Below are 16,520 nucleotides of genomic sequence, written 5' to 3' on the forward strand. Positions count from 1 at the left end.
CTCCCGGCGGAACTTCTCCGGATCGTCCCCTCTGTCCCCCTACAGACGTCCGGCGTTGCGGGATCGTTCCCCGCCGGGCTGGGGTCCATGCCGGTGCAGCCCTTACCCTTGGGTTTTGTGTTCCGTAGCCGTGCCAAGGAAGAGAAGGCCCCGACCGCCGACCAGGCGCCGGTGACCCTCTCCAAGCAGCCCCGTGACCCGCAGGCCCCCAAGGGTCGGCCCACGCCCAAGCGCAGTGAGGCCCAGTCCCAGCGCCGCAGCGTCGCCCGCACCCCGACCAACCGCAAGGAGGCCGCGAAGCGTCAGCGCGAGGAGCGGCGTCAGGCGCTGGAGCGCCAGCGCCAGGCGCTGGCCAGCGGTGACGAGCGCTATCTCCCGGTCCGGGACAAGGGGCCGGTCCGCAAGTTCGCCCGCAACTGGGTGGACTCACGGTTCAACGTGGCGGAGTTCTTCCTGCCGCTCGCCGTGGTGATCCTCGTGCTCAGCGTGGTGCGGGTGCCGGCGATCCAGAGCGTCGCGCTGCTGCTGTGGCTGGTCGTGATCGTGCTGATCGTGGTGGACGCGGCGTTCAGCGGCTTCCGCCTCAAGAAGCGGCTCAAGGAGCGCTTCCCGGACGAGAAGACGCGTGGCGCCGTGGCCTACGCCCTGATGCGCTCCCTGCAGATGCGCCGGCTCCGGCTGCCGAAGCCGCAGGTCAAGCGCGGAGAGCGGCCCTGAGCGCTGACGCTTTCACCGGGGGTGCGGCCGACGCCTGGCTGAACAAGCTGGGCGGGCTGCGCGATGTCGTACGGCAGGAGCTGGTGGCCCGGCAGCTGGACGAGCAGATAGCCGGGCGGTTCCCGGTCGGGCAGCGGCTGCGGGTACTCGACGTGGGGATGGGTCAGGGCACGCAGGCCCTGCGGCTGGCCCGGCTCGGCCACCAGGTGACCGGGGTCGAGCAGGACGCGAGGATGATCTCCGCCGCGCGTCAGGCCCTGGCCGGTGAGCCGGAGGGCATCCGCGCGCGGGTACGGCTGGTGCAGGGCGACGGGCGGGACACCGGGGTGCACTTCCTGCCGGGCAGCTTCGACGTGGTGCTGTGCCACGGGGTCCTGATGTACGTCGAGGAGCCCGACCCGCTGGTGGCCGGCCTGGCCCGGGTGCTCGCGCCCGGCGGGCTGCTGTCGCTCCTCGTGCGCAACGGCGACGCGCTCGCCATGCGGCCGGGCCTGTCCGGGGACTGGGCGGGCGCGCTGGCCGCGTTCGACACCACCGCCTACCGCAACCGCCTGGGCCTGGACGTACGGGCCGACCGGCTGGCCTCCCTCACCGCCACGCTCGCCGGCATCGCGGCCCCGCTGCACGCCTGGTACGGCGTCCGGGTCTTCACGGACACGGCGGCGGACGACACCGAGATACCCGAGGACCTGGAGACGCTGCTCGCGGCCGAGGAGCGGGCCGGGCGCACCGACCCCTACCGGGGGGTGGCGGCGCTGCTCCATCTTTGTGGCGTACGGGGCTGAGCCCGTTCGGGGCAACAACGCGGGCCGGGTGATCACCTCGCGGTGAGACTCGGGACATGGACGCTTGCCGTACCCGTGCCCTCAGGAAGGCCATCTCCCCCTCGGCGCTCAGGAAGGCCGTCGCCGCCGCCGCGCTGGTGTGCTGTGCGGCCCTCGCCGCCGGCTGCAGCGATCCCGGCACCCCGGCCGGGCAGGACACCGCGGCGGCCACCCGGGCGGCCGCGCCGCTGGCCGCGGGCGATCTGCAGAGCCGGTTCCAGAAGGTCATCAAGGACGTCCTGCCGTCGGTCGTGCAGATCCAGGCCAGCCAGGACCTGGGTTCCGGGGTGGTGTACGACGGCGCCGGGGACATCGTCACCAACGCGCACGTGGTCGGGTCGGAGAAGACCTTCAAGGTGACCACGGCCAGCAGCGAGGAGCCGCTCTCCGCGCACCTGGTGTACTCGTACCCCGAGCAGGACCTCGCCGTGATCAAGCTGGACCGGGTGCCGACCGGGCTGAAGCCCGCGGTGCTCGGGGACTCCGAGAAGGTGCAGGTGGGTCAGATCGTGCTGGCCATGGGCTCGCCGCTCGGGCTGTCGTCCAGCGTGACCCAGGGCATCGTCTCGGCGACCGGACGGACCGTCAGCGAGGGCCGCACCGATGGTGGTACGGGCGCCACCATCGCGAACATGGTGCAGACGTCGGCCGCCATCAACCCCGGCAACAGCGGCGGCGCCCTGGTCGACCTCGACGGTCAGGTCATCGGCATCCCGACGCTCGCGGCGGCCGACCCCGGCCTCGGCAGCGCGGTGCCCGGCATCGGCTTCGCCATCCCGGCATCGATGGTGCGGACGGTCGCCGAACAGATCGTCCAGCACGGCAAGGTCGTCGAATCCGGGCGGGCGGCGCTCGGCATCACCGCACGGACGGTCGTGGACGACAGCTACCAGCCGGCCGGGGTCGCGGTGGTCACCGTCCGGAGCGGCGACGCGGCCGACAAGGCGGGGCTGCGGCCCGGCGACATCATCACCAGGCTGGGCGACCGGCCCATCACCACCATCACCTCGCTGTCGGAGGCACTGGCGGTGGACAAGCCGGGCCGGCGCACCTCGGTGACGTACCTGCGGGACGGCACCGAGAAGACGGTCGAGGTGACGCTGGGCGAGCAGTGAGGAGGGGCCGCCCCCTCCTCACTGCCGACCGGGTCAGGCGTCGGCGTGAAGGCTCATCGGCCCGTAGATCTCGGCGCTCTCCTCGAACAGCCGCACCTGGTCGGCCCCGCCTTCCAGCAGCGCCTTCCAGTGCTCGCCGATCCAGGACTCGGCATCCCCCTGCGTCGTGAACTCCTCGGGCTGCACCGCGGGCTGGACCTCCGTCCCGTCGGCCTTCTCGAACCGCCACGTCCATGCCGTCATGTGGGCCTCCTTGTGATCCAACTCCCTCGCAGCGTATGCGCTCCGCCGGGTCGACCGTTAGACGTCGCGGATCATCCGCGGGCCGGTGGGCGGTCCGGCGCGCGCAGCGGCGGGGCCGCACGGGGTACCGCCGCGCGCCCCGCACGGGCGTCCCGTCGGGGCCGCCAGTGCGCGAGACCTGGGAGGACAGGCGAAAATCAGTCCGTGGAAATCACTCTGCTCGGTACCGGTGCCCCCGCGGGCCTGCCTCGCCCCGACTGTCCCTGCGCCGCCTGTGCGACCGCGGTCGGGCCGGACGCGCGGGCGGCGACCGCGTTGCTCGTCGACGGGGCGCTGCTGCTCGATCTGACCCCGGGCGCGGCGTTCGCGGCGGCACGGGCGGGGCATTCGCTGGGCGGGGTACGGCAGGTGCTGCTGTCGCATCCGCACAACGGTCCCGCGGTGGAGGTGCCGGCCGGGCTGCCGCAGCCCGGACGCGTTCCGGACGGGCGGGAGTTGGCGCTGCTGACGGGGCATCGGGTGCGGGCCGTGGCGATGGACGCGGGCGGCACCGGGTACGCGGTGACGGGTCCGGACGGGCAGCGGCTGCTGTATCTGCCGCCGGGCGGGGCCCCGGCCGGTCTGGAGGAGGCGACGGCGGAGTCGTACCAGATGGTCCTCGCCGACGTGGTGGGCCGCCCGGACGCGCTCGCCCGGCTGCGTGCGGTCGGCTCGGTCGGTCCGACGACGGACGTGATCGCCGTCCACCTCGACCATGACGTGCCGCCCGGACCGGAGTTGTGGCGGCGGCTCGCGGCGGCCGGGGCGCGGGCGGTGCCGGACGGTACGACGCTGGTGGTCGGGGTGTACGAGGACGTGCCGGACGTGCCGCGCCGGACACTGGTGCTCGGCGGGGCGCGCTCGGGGAAGTCGGTGGAGGCCGAGCGGCGGCTGGAGTCGTTCCCGGAGGTGCTGTACGTGGCGACCGGCGGGACGCGGGGCGGTGACACCGAGTGGGCGGCGCGGGTGGCCGCGCACCGGGAGCGGCGGCCGGGGTCGTGGCGTACGACCGAGACGACGGATCTGGTGCCGCTGCTGGCGCAGGACGGGCCGCCACTGCTGATCGACTGTCTGTCGCTGTGGCTGACGGACGTGATGGACGAGTCGGGGGCGTGGGACGACGCGGAGTGGGCGGACGGGGGTGAGAAGGCGTTGCGGGAGCGGGTGCGGGAGTTGACGGCGGCGGTGCGGGCGACTCGGCGGACCGTGGTGGCGGTGTCGAACGAGGTGGGCTCCGGAATCGTCCCCGCCACCGCGTCCGGGCGCCGGTACCGTGATGAACTCGGGCGGCTGAACGCGGCGTTCGGGGCGGAGTGCGAGCAGGTGGTGCTGGTGGTGGCCGGGCAGGCCCTGGTACTGCGCGGCTGAGGACCGCCGGTGCCGTCGCCGGCCGCGGGTCGCGGCTGCGGCGCGTGGCAGGTGCGGGCCGCCGCGGTTCCCCGGGGGGCGCGGGAGCCGCGCGACCGGCCGCGAGGCCCGCGGCCGGCGACGTCGCGCGGCTACCCCGGACCCTTCCGCGCAACGATCCGGTACGCGTTGGAGAACGGCGTTCGGCGCAGCAAGGGGGCCAGGGTGTGGTCCAGGATCGAGGCCGTGTCGAGCAGGGGTGCCGCCACCGCTCTCAGCAGGGGGTGGACGGGGGCCAGGAGCAGGGCGACGGCCGCTGACAGGTCGTAGGGGAGATGCGGGGCGCTGCGGTCCGTGACCAGGACCGTGCAGCCGAGGCTCTCCAGTTCCGCGCGCAGGTTGGCCGGCGGCAGCAGGTGCAGGTGGCGGGGCTGGCCGTACGGAAGCCACCACTTGCCGAGCAGGGTGGCGAACGCGGAGCGCGGGTCGGGTACCTCGACGACGAGGTGGCCGCCGGGGCGCAGTGCGGTGAGGGCGGCGCGGAGTTCGGCGCGCGGGTCGGGCGCGTGTTCCAGGTGGCGGAACATGCTGACCACGTCGTAGCGGGCGCGCAGCCGGGCCGCCATGCCGGGCGTCGTGAGGTAGCCGCGGTGGGCCTCCTCGACCCGGCCCTCCAGGAGCGCCTGCTCCACGCGCGCTGTGAGGTCCAGGCCGTCGAAGCTGGTGTACGGGAAGAACTCCTTCGCCGCCTCGGGGAAGTCGGCGTGGCCCGTGCCCACGTCCAGCCAGCTCTCCGGTTCGGGCAGTGACGACAGCTTGTACGCGGTGGCGCGGTGCCGGCGGCGGACCGCGCGGGCGGACAGGACGCGGTCGGTGAACTCCTCCAGCTGCCGTTCGTAGAAGTCCCGGTGGAAGAAGGCGAGTCCCTCGGCCGTGAGCCGGGGGTTCTGGAAGGCGTGGGCGCAGTCACGGCACTCGTCGAGGACGAAGCTGCCCGGCCGGTGCCGCAGCGGGTCGGTCGTGCGCACCCGGGTGCGCAGCCGCGAGGAGCCGCACCAGGGGCAGTCCTCGCGGCGCGGCTCCAGGAACGTGTCGGTGGTGCCCGGGGTGACGTACGGCGTGGAGGGCGTGGTCGGCATGGGCGACTCCCTGTGCGACATTCCGCTGCAAAGCGGAACGTATGGGATACCGATCTTGGGTGCAACGACGGCGTGCCGATGTGGTGGCCATGTGACGCCGACGCGTTCGTTCGCTGGCGGTACTGTTCGGCGAATGAGCAGGCTTAATCTGGACGACTTCACCGATCTGATCGAGCGCCCGGACGGGGGCGTGCGCCGTGACGCCGAGGCCCGGCGGGAGCGTCAGATCGTGCCGCCCGGGGCCCTGGGGCGCCTCGACGAACTGGGCGAGTGGCTGGCCGCCGCGCAGGGGACCGTACCGGTACGGCCGGTCGAACGGCCGCGGGTGGTCCTGTTCGCCGGTGACCACGGCATCGCCGAGCTGGGCGTCTCCGCGCGGCCCGCGGGCGGCGCCGAACAGCTGGTGCGGGCGGTGCTGGAGGGGGCGAGCCCGGTCGCGGTGCTCGCGCGGCGGCTCGACGTGCCCGTACGGGTGGTGGACCTGGCCCTGGACAGCGATCCGGACGCCTTCCCGGAGGACGTCGTACGGCACCGGGTGCGGCGGGGCAGCGGCCGTATCGACATCGAGGACGCGCTCACCCTGGACGAGGCCGAGGCGGCCCTGCGGGCGGGCATCGCGCTCGCCGACGAGGAGGCCGACTCGGGTACGGACCTGGTGGTGCTCGGCGACATCAGCGTGGGCGGGACCACGGCGGCGGCGGTGCTCGTCGCCGCGCTGTGCGGGACCGACGCGTCCGTGGTGACGGGGCGGGGCGGGCTCGCCATCGACGACCTGGCGTGGATGCGCAAGTGCGCGGCGGTCCGGGACGCGCTGCGGCGGGCGCGGCCGGTGCTCGGGGACCAGCTGCAGCTGCTGGCGGCCGTGGGCGGTGCCGACCTCGCGGCGATGACCGGGTTCCTGCTCCAGTGCGCGGTGCGGAAGCTGCCGGTGATCCTGGACGGCGTGGTGGCCGCCGCCTGCGCGCTGGTCGGGCAGCGGGTCGCCTTCCGGGCTCCGGACTGGTGGCTGGCCGGCCACGACAGCGGGGAGCCGGGGCAGGCCAAGGCGCTGGACCGGATGGCGTTGGAGCCGCTGCTGGAGCAGGGCGTGAAGGTCGGCGAGGGCGCGGGCGCGCTGCTCGCGCTGCCGCTGGTGCGGGCCGCCGCCGCCCTTGCCGCCGAGCTTCCCGAGCAGGAGCCGGGAGAAGCGGTGGAGACGGCAGGAGAGGCAGCGGAAGAGGAGGAGTAGGGGCTGCGTGGTCCGGCGCCGTCGGATCACCCCGTCCCGCTGAGCGCCGTCGCGGCGGACGAACTGAGCGCCGTCGCGGCGGAAAAGGGGCGTGTGCCGAGGACGCGTCGCGGCAGGAAGGGTGCGCCGAGCGCCTCGGCCGCGGCAGCGCAGGTACACCACGGCGGCCTGAATTGTGCGGTTCGCCAGGGCGGCGCCCATATGATCCTGGCTCATGGGAGATGCCCGAATTGCCGCGCAGCCGCAAGCCGAACCAGGGCGCCCGAGCGAGGCGGGGCGGCGGTCCACGGGGGCTTCCCGGCAAGCCGCCGCCCTCGCCGTCTGGTATCTGCGGACCGTCGCGTTCATCAACTTCCTCAGCGCCGTGTGGGTCTCGCTCGGCCAGGACGTGCGCCGGCACAACCAGGACGACTTCTTCACCCCGTACCTGCTGACGGCCGGCTTCGCCTCCGGTGTGTTCACCGCGTTCCTGGCGATCACCATGCGGCGCAGGAAGCGGGCCGCGTGGATCCTGAACCTCGTGCTCAGCGGGGCCTTCCTCGCCCTGTTCGCGTTCGCCATGGCGTTCCCGGAGATCCGGGGGTACGCGCAGAACTGGATCTCCCTGGTGCTGACGGCCGCCTTCGTCGGGGCGCTGCTGGTGGGGCGCCGGGAGTTCTACGCCAAGGGCGACCGGTCCAACCCGCGGCTCGCGGCCACGGTCGCCGTCGGCGGCGGGCTGCTCGCCTCGCTGCTGGCCGGGCTGCTGGTGACGGTCACCGACCAGGCGCCGGACGCGGCCCGTGCGACCTTCCTGGAGCGCTGGCACTACGGCACCCTGCGGCTGGTGTCGGTGGCCGCCGAGGAGTCCCGCTTCCCCGGCATCGACCCGCCCAACTGGGCCAACGTGGTGATCAACGTGCTCAGCACGGCCCTGGTGCTCGCCGTGTTCTACGCCGCCTTCCGCTCCCGGCGGGCCGTCGACCCGCTCACCGAGGACGACGAGAAGCGGCTGCGGGCCCTGCTGGACCGGCACGGCGAGCGGGACTCGCTCGGCTACTTCGCGCTGCGCCGGGAGAAGAGCGTGGTGTGGTCGCCGACCGGGAAGGCGGCCGTCGCCTATCGCGTGGTCGGTGGGGTGAGCCTGGCCTCCGGGGATCCGATCGGGGACCCGGAGGCCTGGCCGGGGGCGATCGCGCCGTGGCTGGCGAAGGCGCGGGCGCACGGCTGGATCCCGGCGGTGATGGGGGCGAGCGAGGAGGCCGGCACCGTCTACGCCCGGCACGGTCTGGACGCGCTGGAACTCGGTGACGAGGCGATCGTGGAGGTCGCCGAGTTCACGCTGGAGGGCCGGGCGATGCGGACCGTCCGGCAGGCCTACAACCGGGTGAGACGGGCCGGGTACCAGGTGCGCATCCGGCGGCACGAGGACGTCCCGGCGGCCGGCATGGCGTATCTCGTGGAGCGCGCGGACGACTGGCGGGACGGGGCGACCGAGCGCGGTTTCAGCATGGCCCTCGGCCGGCTCGGGGACCCCGAGGACGGGCAGTGCGTGATGCTGGAGTGCACGGACGCCGACGGCCGGCTGCGGGCCCTGCTCTCCTTCGTGCCCTGGGGGCCGAACGGGCTGTCGCTGGACCTCATGCGACGCGACCGGGACTCCGACAACGGGCTGATGGAGTTCATGGTCATCGAGCTGCTGCGGCGGGCCGACGAGATCGGGATCACGCAGGTCTCGCTCAACTTCGCGATGTTCCGGTCGGTCTTCGAACGTGGTGCTCGCCTCGGCGCCGGACCGGTGCTGAGGCTGTGGCGGTCGCTGCTCAGCTTCTTCTCCCGCTGGTGGCAGATCGAGTCGCTGTACCGCGCCAACGCCAAGTACCGGCCCATCTGGGAGCCGCGGTTCCTGCTCTTCGAGAAGAGCGCGGACCTGCCGCGCATCGGCCTGGCCTCGGCCCGCGCCGAGGGCTTCCTGGAGGCGCCGGGACTGCCCAAGTGGCTGCACCGCAGGCACCTGGACACGCACCGATGACCGCACGGACCGCCGCACGGACGAGGAACGCTTGATGGGAACGGTCGCCCGCTGGGCCCGCGCCGAGTGGGGGCCGCTGTACGCCACCGTGCGCGAGCCCCTGCTGAACAGGCGCCTGCGGGCGCTGCCGATGACGCTCGCCGCGGTGTGCCTGACGGCCTGTCTGCAGTACGTGCAGAACCGGCCGTGGGGGTTCCAGCCGGTGCAGGACCTGGGTGCCGTACGGGCCGAGGACCCGCTGTGGCCGGCCCTGCTGCGCACTCCCCTGTCGCTGTTCGTGCCCGCGCTGGACCTGCCGGTGTGGGGTGCGCTGGCGCAGATCCTGCTCGTGTTCGGGATCGCCGAGCTGTGCCTGGGCTGGTGGCGGACGCTGGTCATCGCGTACGTCGCCACGCTCGCCGGGACGCTGTACGCGCGCGTGGGGATCACGCTCGGCCCGCACGCCCCGTTCGGGCTGCCCTGGGCCGACGCACAGGTGGTGGACACCGGCCCGTCGGCGGCCGTGGTGGGGCTCGCGGTGTTCGTGAGCTGGCGGTACGGCGCCCATCTCACGGCGGGTGCGGTGACCGTGGCGATGGTGGTGGAGGTGCTGGTCAAGGAGAACCTGGCCGGCAAGGAACATCTGGCCGCGCTGATGGCGGTGGGGGTGCTGTGCCTGGCGGTGGCGCTGCGGTACGGGCACGGGCCGCGGCGGTCCCTCCGGTGGCCGCGCCGTGCTCAGCGGCGGCCGGGCAGCCGGGCCGGCCGGGGGTCGGGTTTGCCGCCGATCCAGTCCTGAACGGCGCGGCGCGGCCGGGCCCAGCGGCGGTCGTGGCGGTAGGCGCGCAGGGCCGCCCTGGCGCGGGCGCGGGGACGGCGGCCGTAGAAGCGGCGGGCCCACGGTGAGCCGGGGCGGGCCAGCCGGACGGCGCCGACGAGCGCGAGCAGCGGCACGATCACCCCGAAGATCGCGATGCGGGTCTTGCCCTTGCCCAGGGCCATGAGCGCGAAGAGGAAGTTGGCGGCGACGGTGCCGATGACGCCGCCGCGGTCCTGCAGTTCGTCCTGGGTCAGGTCGTTGACGCCGAACGGGGCGAAGCCGGACAGCAGCAGGCCGACCAGGGCGGCGGTGAGCACGACGACCTCGACGCTCTTGCGGCCCTCCTCGCTCCAGTAGACGTCGTCCAGGTGCAGGATCAGCGCGAACTCGTCCAGGACCAGCCCGGCGCCCATGCCGAAGAGGACGGCGGCGACGGCCCCGCCGACGCCGTGCCGGTCGCTGGCGACCGCGCCGAAGCCGCCGGCGACGGTGAGGACGACGCCCGGGACGACGTGGTGGATGTGCAGCTCGCCCGCCTTGACGTTGCCGAACGGGCCCTTGCCTGCCCGGATCAGGCGGGTGACGACCCGGGTGATCGCGAAGGTCAGTACGAAGGCGGCGAGGGCGAGCAGCAGCGGGAGTTTGCCCGGCTCGACGATGTTCCGCACCCACCAGTGCCCCATATGCGCACCTTATCCCTGGGGGCGGGAGGCGGCCTCGCGACCGCCGGATAACCTGCGCCGGTGCGCAAGTCCTCCCCTCTCGACGGCCTCCGCTTCGCCTTCGGCACGCTCACCGTGCTGCCCGTCCGGGTGCACCGGTGGGATCGGGAGGCGGCACGCGGCGGGATGCTGACCGCCCCGGTGGCCGGTCTGGTCGTCGGCGGCTGCGCGGCCGGGCTGGGGTTGCTGCTGCTCGCGCTGGGCGCCGGTCCGCTGCTCGCCGCCGTCGCCTCCGCGGCCGTACCCGCCGCGCTGACCCGCGGGCTGCATCTCGACGGGCTCGCCGACACCGCCGACGGGCTCGGCAGCGGCAAGCCCGCCGAGGACGCGCTGCGGATCATGAAGCAGTCGGACATCGGGCCGTTCGGAGTGCTCACCCTCGTCCTGGTGCTGCTGGCCCAGGTCGCCGTGCTGGCCCAGCTCTACGCCGGCTCGTGGACGCGGGGCGCGCTGGCCGCCGTCGTCTCGGCGACCGCCGCCCGCCTCGCGCTCACCCTGGCCGCGCGCACCGGAGTGCCGGCCGCCCGCCCGGAGGGGCTGGGCGCGGCGGTGGCCGGGGTGGTCCCGAAGGGCGCGGCACTGACCGTGGCGAGCGGCGCGGCCGTCGCGGCCGGGGCGGCGGGCGCCTGCCTCGGCGGGTACGACGGCGTGCGCACCGCCCTCGCGGTCCTCGCCGGCGTCGCCGTCGCCGAACTCCTGCTGCGCCGCTGCACCCGCCGCTTCGGCGGCGTCACCGGGGACGTGTTCGGCGCCCTGGCGGAGACGGCGGCGACGACGACGCTCGTCGTGCTGTCCCTGGGCCGCTGAACGCCCGCGGGGGACGGCGCGACCGGCCACGCGCGGGAAGGCGTCCTGGGTGCCGTACCAGTCAGGGTCGGCACATCCGTGCCGCAACCGCAAAGAGTCGGAACTCATGCGGGCAGGCAGATGGCCCGCCGGAACCCGACGAGTGCGGCTCGGGGCACCGGCGTCCCGGAGGGAGAAGTGGCCACGGCGCCACGCACAGGTGGACACCCGCTGGAATGAGCGAACGCCCGCACGCGCGTAGTCTCGTCCCGGGTGTTCGCCGACAGGGTGAAGGCCCCGGTTGCCACCTTTCCCCGGGCCTGGGCCTAGGGTCGGCTCTCGGGCCCGGTCGACCCACCCCATATCGGCCACAGCAACTTCACATCGGAAGCGAGATCTCACCACCGTGACTGCTCTGACTCTCAGCACCGCCGCGGCGCCCGGCCTGCGGGCCGACGCGATCGTGATCGGTGTCGCCAAGGGCGCCCAGGGCCCCGTCGTAGCGCCGGGCGCCGAAGCCGTGGACAAGGCATACGACGGCAAGCTGGCCGGCGTCCTGGAGACCCTCGGCGCCTCGGGTGCCGAGGGCGAGCTGACGAAGCTGCCCGCACCGGCCGGCTTCAAGGCCCCGCTCGTGGTGGCGGTGGGCCTGGGCGCGGAGCCCGACGCCGAGAACGCCGGCGACAGCGACGCCGGCTACGACGCCGAGGCGCTGCGCAAGGCCGCCGGTGTGGCCGCCCGCGCGCTCGCCGGGTCCAGGAAGGCCGCGTTCGCGCTGCCCGTCGACAGCCCCGGCGCCGTCGAGGCGATCGGCGAGGGCGTGCTGCTCGGCGCGTACTCCTTCGACACGTACAAGGACAACAACCGTCAGGCGCAGGGCGCCAGGGCCAGGAACGGCAAGGCGCCGCTGGCCGAGGCCGCGCTGCTCGGCGGCAAGCCGCGCGACGCCGCCCACAAGGGTGCCGTCGCCCGCGCGATCGCCGTCTCCGAGGAGCTGAACCGCGCCCGCGATCTGGTCAACACCCCGCCGAACGACCTCACCCCCGCCGCGTTCGCCGGCATCGCGCAGGCAGCGGCCAAGGAGCACGGCATCAAGGTGCAGGTGCTCGACGAGAAGGCGCTGACCAAGGGCGGCTACGGCGGCATCCTCGGCGTCGGCGGCGGTTCGGCCGCGGCCCCGCGCCTGGTGAAGCTGTCGTACACGCACCCCAAGGCGGACAAGCACCTGGCCTTCGTCGGCAAGGGCATCACCTACGACTCGGGCGGCATCTCCCTGAAGCCGGCCGGCCACAACGAGACGATGAAGTGCGACATGAGCGGTGCCGCCGCCGTGTTCGCCGCCGTCGTCGTCGCCGCCCGGCTCGGCCTGGAGGTCAACGTCACCGGCTGGCTGGCGCTGGCCGAGAACATGCCGTCCGGCACCGCCGTGCGCCCGGGCGACGTGCTGCGCATGTACAGCGGCAAGACCGTCGAGGTCCTCAACACCGACGCGGAGGGCCGGCTGGTCCTCGCCGACGCGCTGTGGGCGGCCTCGCAGGAGAACCCGGACGCGATCGTGGACGTCGCCACGCTGACCGGCGCGATGATGCTGGCGCTGGGCAGCCGGACCTTCGGTGTCATGGCCAACGACGACGCGTTCCGCTCCACGGTGTACGAGGCGGCGGAGGAGGTCGGCGAGCCGGCGTGGCCGATGCCGCTGCCGGAGCACCTGCGCAAGGGCATGGAGTCCTCCGTCGCGGACATCGCGAACATGGGCGAGCGGATGGGCGGCGGTCTGGTCGCCGGTCTGTTCCTGCGCGAGTTCGTGGGCGAGGGGATCACCTGGGCGCACCTCGACATCGCCGGTCCGGCGTTCAACGAGGGGGGTCCGTTCGGGTACACGCCGAAGGGCGGCACCGGGTCCGCCGTGCGGACGCTGGTGCGGCTGGCGGAGCTCACGGCCGCGGGTGACCTGGGATGATGTTCGTCCACTAGCCCGGATCGCCTTGTTCCGCACGGCGACTGCAGGGGCGCGGGGGGCCGGTCACGCCGCTCCCCGCGCCCCTTCGGCTCGGCCGCGTCCCCGTTCGTCGGAAGTGAACGTGGGACGTCTCACACCCCGGCCCGGCGTCTCGATCCCTTCCGACAAGTGCAAAGATGGAGCCCGGCAGGACAGGGCCCCCACCGAAGGGCCGAAGCATCAAGCGGCCGGACACCAGCCGCCTGCCGGTCATCGGAGACCGGCGCACGGCGCACATGCATGGAGGACGTGACGTGGCGAACGACGCCAGCACCGTTTTCGACCTAGTGATCCTCGGCGGTGGTAGCGGTGGTTACGCCGCGGCCCTGCGCGGGGCGCAGCTGGGCCTGGACGTCGCCCTGATCGAGAAGGACAAGGTCGGCGGCACCTGCCTGCACCGGGGTTGCATCCCCACCAAGGCCCTGCTGCACGCGGGCGAGATCGCCGACCAGGCCCGCGAGAGCGAGCAGTTCGGCGTCAAGGCCACCCTCGAGGGCATCGACGTCCCGGCCGTCCACAAGTACAAGGACGGCGTCGTCGCCGGCCTGTACAAGGGTCTGCAGGGGCTCATCGCCTCCCGCAAGGTGACCTACATCGAGGGTGAGGGCCGGCTGTCCTCCGCGACCTCCGTGGACGTGAACGGCCAGCGCATCCAGGGCCGCCACATCCTGCTGGCGACCGGCTCCGTGCCCAAGTCGCTGCCCGGCCTGGAGATCGACGGCGACCGCATCATCTCCTCCGACCACGCCCTCGTCCTGGACCGCGTGCCGAAGTCCGCGATCATCCTGGGCGGCGGTGTCATCGGCGTCGAGTTCGCCTCGGTCTGGAAGTCCTTCGGCGCCGACGTCACGGTCATCGAGGGCCTGAAGCACCTCGTCCCGGTCGAGGACGAGAACAGCTCGAAGCTTCTTGAGCGCGCGTTCCGCAAGCGCGGCATCAAGTTCAACCTCGGCACCTTCTTCCAGAAGGCCGAGTACACCCAGGACGGCGTCAAGGTCACCCTCGCCGACGGCAAGGAGTTCGAGGCCGAGGTCCTGCTCGTCGCCGTCGGCCGTGGCCCGGTCTCGCAGGGCCTGGGCTACGAGGAGCAGGGTGTCGCCATGGACCGTGGCTACGTCCTGGTCGACGAGTACATGCGGACCAACGTCCCGACCATCTCCGCCGTCGGTGACCTCGTCCCGACGCTCCAGCTCGCGCACGTCGGCTTCGCCGAGGGCATCCTGGTGGCGGAGCGTCTGGCCGGTCTGAAGGTCGTTCCGATCGACTACGACGGTGTCCCGCGGGTGACGTACTGCCACCCGGAGGTCGCCTCCGTCGGTATCACCGAGGCCAAGGCCAAGGAGATCTACGGCGCGGACAAGGTCGTCGCTCTGAAGTACAACCTGGCGGGCAACGGCAAGAGCAAGATCCTCAACACCGCGGGCGAGATCAAGCTCGTCCAGGTGAAGGACGGTGCCGTGGTCGGCGTCCACATGGTCGGCGACCGCATGGGCGAGCAGGTCGGCGAGGCCCAGCTGATCTACAACTGGGAGGCGCTGCCGGCGGAGGTCGCCCAGCTCATCCACGCCCACCCGACGCAGAACGAGGCGCTCGGCGAGGCGCACCTCGCGCTGGCCGGCAAGCCCCTGCACTCCCACGACTGAGCCTTCGGTCAACGGGCGCGACGACACAGACTTCCGCAATTCGTTAGGAGCAACCGAAACCATGGCGGTTTCCGTAACCCTTCCGGCGCTCGGTGAGAGCGTCACCGAGGGCACTGTCACCCGCTGGCTGAAGGCCGAGGGCGAGCGCGTCGAGGCCGACGAGCCGCTGCTCGAGGTCTCGACCGACAAGGTCGACACCGAGATCCCCTCGCCCGCCGCCGGTGTGCTGGCCTCCATCAAGGTCGCCGAGGACGAGACCGTCGAGGTCGGCGCCGAGCTGGCCGTGATCGACGACGGCACGGGTGCGCCCGCTGCCGCTCCGGCCCCCGCGGCCGCCGAGGCTCCGGCCCCGGCCGCTCCGGTGGCCGAGGCCCCGGCCCCCGCCCAGGCCCCCGAGGCCCCGGCCCCCGCCCAGGCCCCCGAGGCCCCTGCCGCTCCGGCCGGTGGCGCCGAGGGCACCGACGTGGTCCTGCCCGCGCTCGGCGAGTCCGTCACCGAGGGCACCGTCACCCGCTGGCTGAAGTCGGTCGGCGACTCCGTCGAGGCCGACGAGCCGCTGCTCGAGGTCTCCACCGACAAGGTCGACACCGAGATCCCGGCGCCCACCTCCGGCGTGCTGCTCGAGATCGTGGTCGGCGAGGACGAGACCGCCGAGGTCGGCGCCAAGCTCGCCGTCATCGGCGCCCCCGGTGCCGCCCCGGCCGCCGCTCCGGCCCCGGCCGCCCCGGCACCCGCCGCCGCTGCCCCGGCCGCCCCCGCGGCTCCGGCCGCTCCGCCGGCCCCCGCGGCTCCGGCTGCCCCGGCCGCGCCCGCCGCCCCGGCCCCGGCCCCGCAGGCGCCGACGGCTCCGGCCCCGCAGCAGGTGACGACCCCGGCCCCCGAGCCGGTGCCGGCCGCTCCGGCGCCCGCCCCGGCCCCGGTGACCCCGGCCACCGCGCCCACCGCGCCGACCGCCACCCAGGCGACCGACGAGGGCGCCTACGTCACCCCGCTGGTGCGCAAGCTCGCCGCCGAGAACGGCGTCGACCTGGCCACCGTCAAGGGCACCGGCGTCGGCGGCCGCATCCGCAAGCAGGACGTCCTCGCCGCCGCCGAGGCCGCGAAGGCCGCCGCCGCTCCGGCTCCGGCCGCTGCCGCCGCTCCGGCCAGGAAGTCCCCGGCGCTCGAGGTCTCCCCGCTGCGCGGCCAGACCGTCAAGATGCCGCGGATCCGCAAGGTCATCGGCGACAACATGGTCAAGGCGCTGCACGAGCAGGCCCAGCTGTCGTCGGTCGTCGAGGTCGACGTCACCCGCCTGATGAAGCTGCGCGCCAAGGCGAAGGACTCCTTCGCGGCCCGCGAGGGCGTCAAGCTCTCCCCGATGCCGTTCTTCGTCAAGGCCGCCGCGCAGGCGCTGAAGGCCCACCCGGTCATCAACGCCAAGATCAACGAGGCCGAGGGGACCATCACCTACTTCGACACCGAGAACATCGGTATCGCGGTGGACTCCGAGAAGGGCCTGATGACCCCGGTCATCAAGAACGCCGGTGACCTCAACATCGCCGGCATCGCCAAGGCCACCGCCGACCTGGCGGGCAAGGTCCGGGCGAGCAAGATCACCCCGGACGAGCTGTCCGGTGCGACCTTCACCATCTCCAACACCGGTTCGCGTGGCGCGCTGTTCGACACGATCATCGTGCCGCCGGGCCAGGTCGCGATCCTCGGCATCGGTGCCACGGTCAAGCGTCCGGCCGTCATCGAGACCGAGGAGGGCACGGTCATCGGCGTCCGCGACATGACCTACCTGACCCTCTCCTACGACCACCGTCTGGTCGACGGCGCCGACGCGGCCCGTTACCTGACGGCGGTCAAGGCGATCCTGGAGGCGGGCGAGTTCGAGGTCGAGCTCGGCCTCTGATCTCCCCGATC

Annotated in this window: 14 protein-coding genes; 11 read left to right on the forward strand and 3 right to left on the reverse strand. The window is 73.5% G+C overall.

Features of this window, described 5'->3' with window-relative positions:
* Positions 1–87: 87 nt before the first annotated feature.
* The 3 genes from ACGFRF_RS33330 to ACGFRF_RS33340 all read left to right on the forward strand — a co-directional run bounded on the left by ACGFRF_RS33330 (position 88) and on the right by ACGFRF_RS33340 (position 2,656).
* A complete protein-coding gene (locus ACGFRF_RS33330) occupies positions 88–717 on the forward strand; it encodes a DUF3043 domain-containing protein (protein ID WP_393746397.1) in 630 nt (209 codons plus the stop codon).
* An 83-nt stretch (positions 718–800) separates the two neighbouring features.
* Positions 801–1,502 (forward strand): class I SAM-dependent methyltransferase, encoded by a 702-nt coding sequence (locus ACGFRF_RS33335; RefSeq protein WP_393746399.1) that lies wholly within the window; start codon positions 801–803, stop codon positions 1,500–1,502.
* Between the two features lie 56 nt (positions 1,503–1,558).
* A complete protein-coding gene (locus tag ACGFRF_RS33340) occupies positions 1,559–2,656 on the forward strand; it encodes a S1C family serine protease (RefSeq protein WP_393746401.1) in 1,098 nt (365 codons plus the stop codon).
* A 33-nt stretch (positions 2,657–2,689) separates the two neighbouring features.
* Here the strand turns inward: ACGFRF_RS33340 and ACGFRF_RS33345 are convergent, their stop codons facing one another.
* On the reverse strand, positions 2,690–2,899 hold the full coding sequence (locus ACGFRF_RS33345; RefSeq protein WP_393746403.1) for a hypothetical protein: 210 nt from the start codon (positions 2,897–2,899) through the stop codon (positions 2,690–2,692).
* Between the two features lie 204 nt (positions 2,900–3,103).
* Between ACGFRF_RS33345 and ACGFRF_RS33350 the strand changes: the two genes are divergently transcribed.
* On the forward strand, positions 3,104–4,306 hold the full coding sequence (locus ACGFRF_RS33350; RefSeq protein ID WP_393746405.1) for a bifunctional adenosylcobinamide kinase/adenosylcobinamide-phosphate guanylyltransferase: 1,203 nt from the start codon (positions 3,104–3,106) through the stop codon (positions 4,304–4,306).
* 131 nt (positions 4,307–4,437) lie between these two features.
* Here the strand turns inward: ACGFRF_RS33350 and ACGFRF_RS33355 are convergent, their stop codons facing one another.
* On the reverse strand, positions 4,438–5,424 hold the full coding sequence (locus tag ACGFRF_RS33355; RefSeq protein WP_393746407.1) for a class I SAM-dependent methyltransferase: 987 nt from the start codon (positions 5,422–5,424) through the stop codon (positions 4,438–4,440).
* 133 nt (positions 5,425–5,557) lie between these two features.
* On the opposite strand from ACGFRF_RS33355, the gene cobT reads away from it, so the two are divergent.
* From cobT to ACGFRF_RS33370, 3 genes are all read left to right on the forward strand, one after another.
* Positions 5,558–6,652, forward strand: a complete 1,095-nt coding sequence (cobT, locus tag ACGFRF_RS33360) for a nicotinate-nucleotide--dimethylbenzimidazole phosphoribosyltransferase (RefSeq protein ID WP_393746409.1) — start codon at positions 5,558–5,560, stop codon at positions 6,650–6,652.
* Between the two features lie 214 nt (positions 6,653–6,866).
* Positions 6,867–8,663 (forward strand): phosphatidylglycerol lysyltransferase domain-containing protein, encoded by a 1,797-nt coding sequence (locus ACGFRF_RS33365; protein WP_393746411.1) that lies wholly within the window; start codon positions 6,867–6,869, stop codon positions 8,661–8,663.
* A gap of 34 nt (positions 8,664–8,697) precedes the next feature.
* Positions 8,698–9,441 (forward strand): hypothetical protein, encoded by a 744-nt coding sequence (locus ACGFRF_RS33370; protein WP_393746413.1) that lies wholly within the window; start codon positions 8,698–8,700, stop codon positions 9,439–9,441.
* On the opposite strand, the gene ACGFRF_RS33375 is transcribed toward ACGFRF_RS33370, so the two are convergent.
* A complete protein-coding gene (locus ACGFRF_RS33375) occupies positions 9,381–10,145 on the reverse strand; it encodes a hypothetical protein (protein ID WP_393746415.1) in 765 nt (254 codons plus the stop codon). The two genes, ACGFRF_RS33370 and ACGFRF_RS33375, sit on opposite strands and share 61 nt — an antisense overlap.
* Positions 10,146–10,205: 60 nt before the next feature.
* Here ACGFRF_RS33375 and ACGFRF_RS33380 point away from each other — a divergent pair, with 60 nt between their 5' ends.
* The 4 genes from ACGFRF_RS33380 to sucB all read left to right on the forward strand — a co-directional run bounded on the left by ACGFRF_RS33380 (position 10,206) and on the right by sucB (position 16,509).
* Positions 10,206–10,991 carry an adenosylcobinamide-GDP ribazoletransferase gene (locus ACGFRF_RS33380; protein ID WP_393746417.1) on the forward strand — a complete coding sequence of 262 codons (786 nt, stop codon included), beginning with the start codon at positions 10,206–10,208 and terminating at the stop codon, positions 10,989–10,991.
* Positions 10,992–11,376: 385 nt separating this feature from the next.
* Entirely contained in the window at positions 11,377–12,930 is a 1,554-nt protein-coding gene (locus ACGFRF_RS33385; RefSeq protein WP_393746419.1) for a leucyl aminopeptidase, read from the forward strand.
* A 293-nt stretch (positions 12,931–13,223) separates the two neighbouring features.
* Positions 13,224–14,612 (forward strand): dihydrolipoyl dehydrogenase, encoded by a 1,389-nt coding sequence (lpdA, locus tag ACGFRF_RS33390; protein WP_393746421.1) that lies wholly within the window; start codon positions 13,224–13,226, stop codon positions 14,610–14,612.
* 61 nt (positions 14,613–14,673) lie between these two features.
* On the forward strand, positions 14,674–16,509 hold the full coding sequence (gene sucB, locus ACGFRF_RS33395) for a 2-oxoglutarate dehydrogenase, E2 component, dihydrolipoamide succinyltransferase (protein WP_393746423.1): 1,836 nt from the start codon (positions 14,674–14,676) through the stop codon (positions 16,507–16,509).
* The last annotated feature ends 11 nt before the right edge of the window (positions 16,510–16,520 follow it).

The sequence above is a fragment of the Streptomyces sp. NPDC048521 genome, from assembly GCF_043199855.1.
Classification (GTDB): domain Bacteria; phylum Actinomycetota; class Actinomycetes; order Streptomycetales; family Streptomycetaceae; genus Streptomyces.

Excerpts from the sequence above, each read along its gene's own strand:
- ACGFRF_RS33330 (WP_393746397.1), top strand. The coding sequence starts at position 88 with ATGCCGGTGCAGCCCTTACCCTTGGGTTTTGTGTTCCGTAGCCGTGCC.
- ACGFRF_RS33340 (WP_393746401.1), top strand. The coding sequence starts at position 1,559 with ATGGACGCTTGCCGTACCCGTGCCCTCAGGAAGGCCATCTCCCCCTCG.
- ACGFRF_RS33345 (WP_393746403.1), bottom strand. The coding sequence starts at position 2,899 with ATGACGGCATGGACGTGGCGGTTCGAGAAGGCCGACGGGACGGAGGTC.
- ACGFRF_RS33355 (WP_393746407.1), bottom strand. The coding sequence starts at position 5,424 with ATGCCGACCACGCCCTCCACGCCGTACGTCACCCCGGGCACCACCGAC.
- cobT (WP_393746409.1), top strand. The coding sequence starts at position 5,558 with ATGAGCAGGCTTAATCTGGACGACTTCACCGATCTGATCGAGCGCCCG.
- ACGFRF_RS33365 (WP_393746411.1), top strand. The coding sequence starts at position 6,867 with ATGGGAGATGCCCGAATTGCCGCGCAGCCGCAAGCCGAACCAGGGCGC.
- ACGFRF_RS33370 (WP_393746413.1), top strand. The coding sequence starts at position 8,698 with ATGGGAACGGTCGCCCGCTGGGCCCGCGCCGAGTGGGGGCCGCTGTAC.
- ACGFRF_RS33375 (WP_393746415.1), bottom strand. The coding sequence starts at position 10,145 with ATGGGGCACTGGTGGGTGCGGAACATCGTCGAGCCGGGCAAACTCCCG.
- sucB (WP_393746423.1), top strand. The coding sequence starts at position 14,674 with ATGGCGGTTTCCGTAACCCTTCCGGCGCTCGGTGAGAGCGTCACCGAG.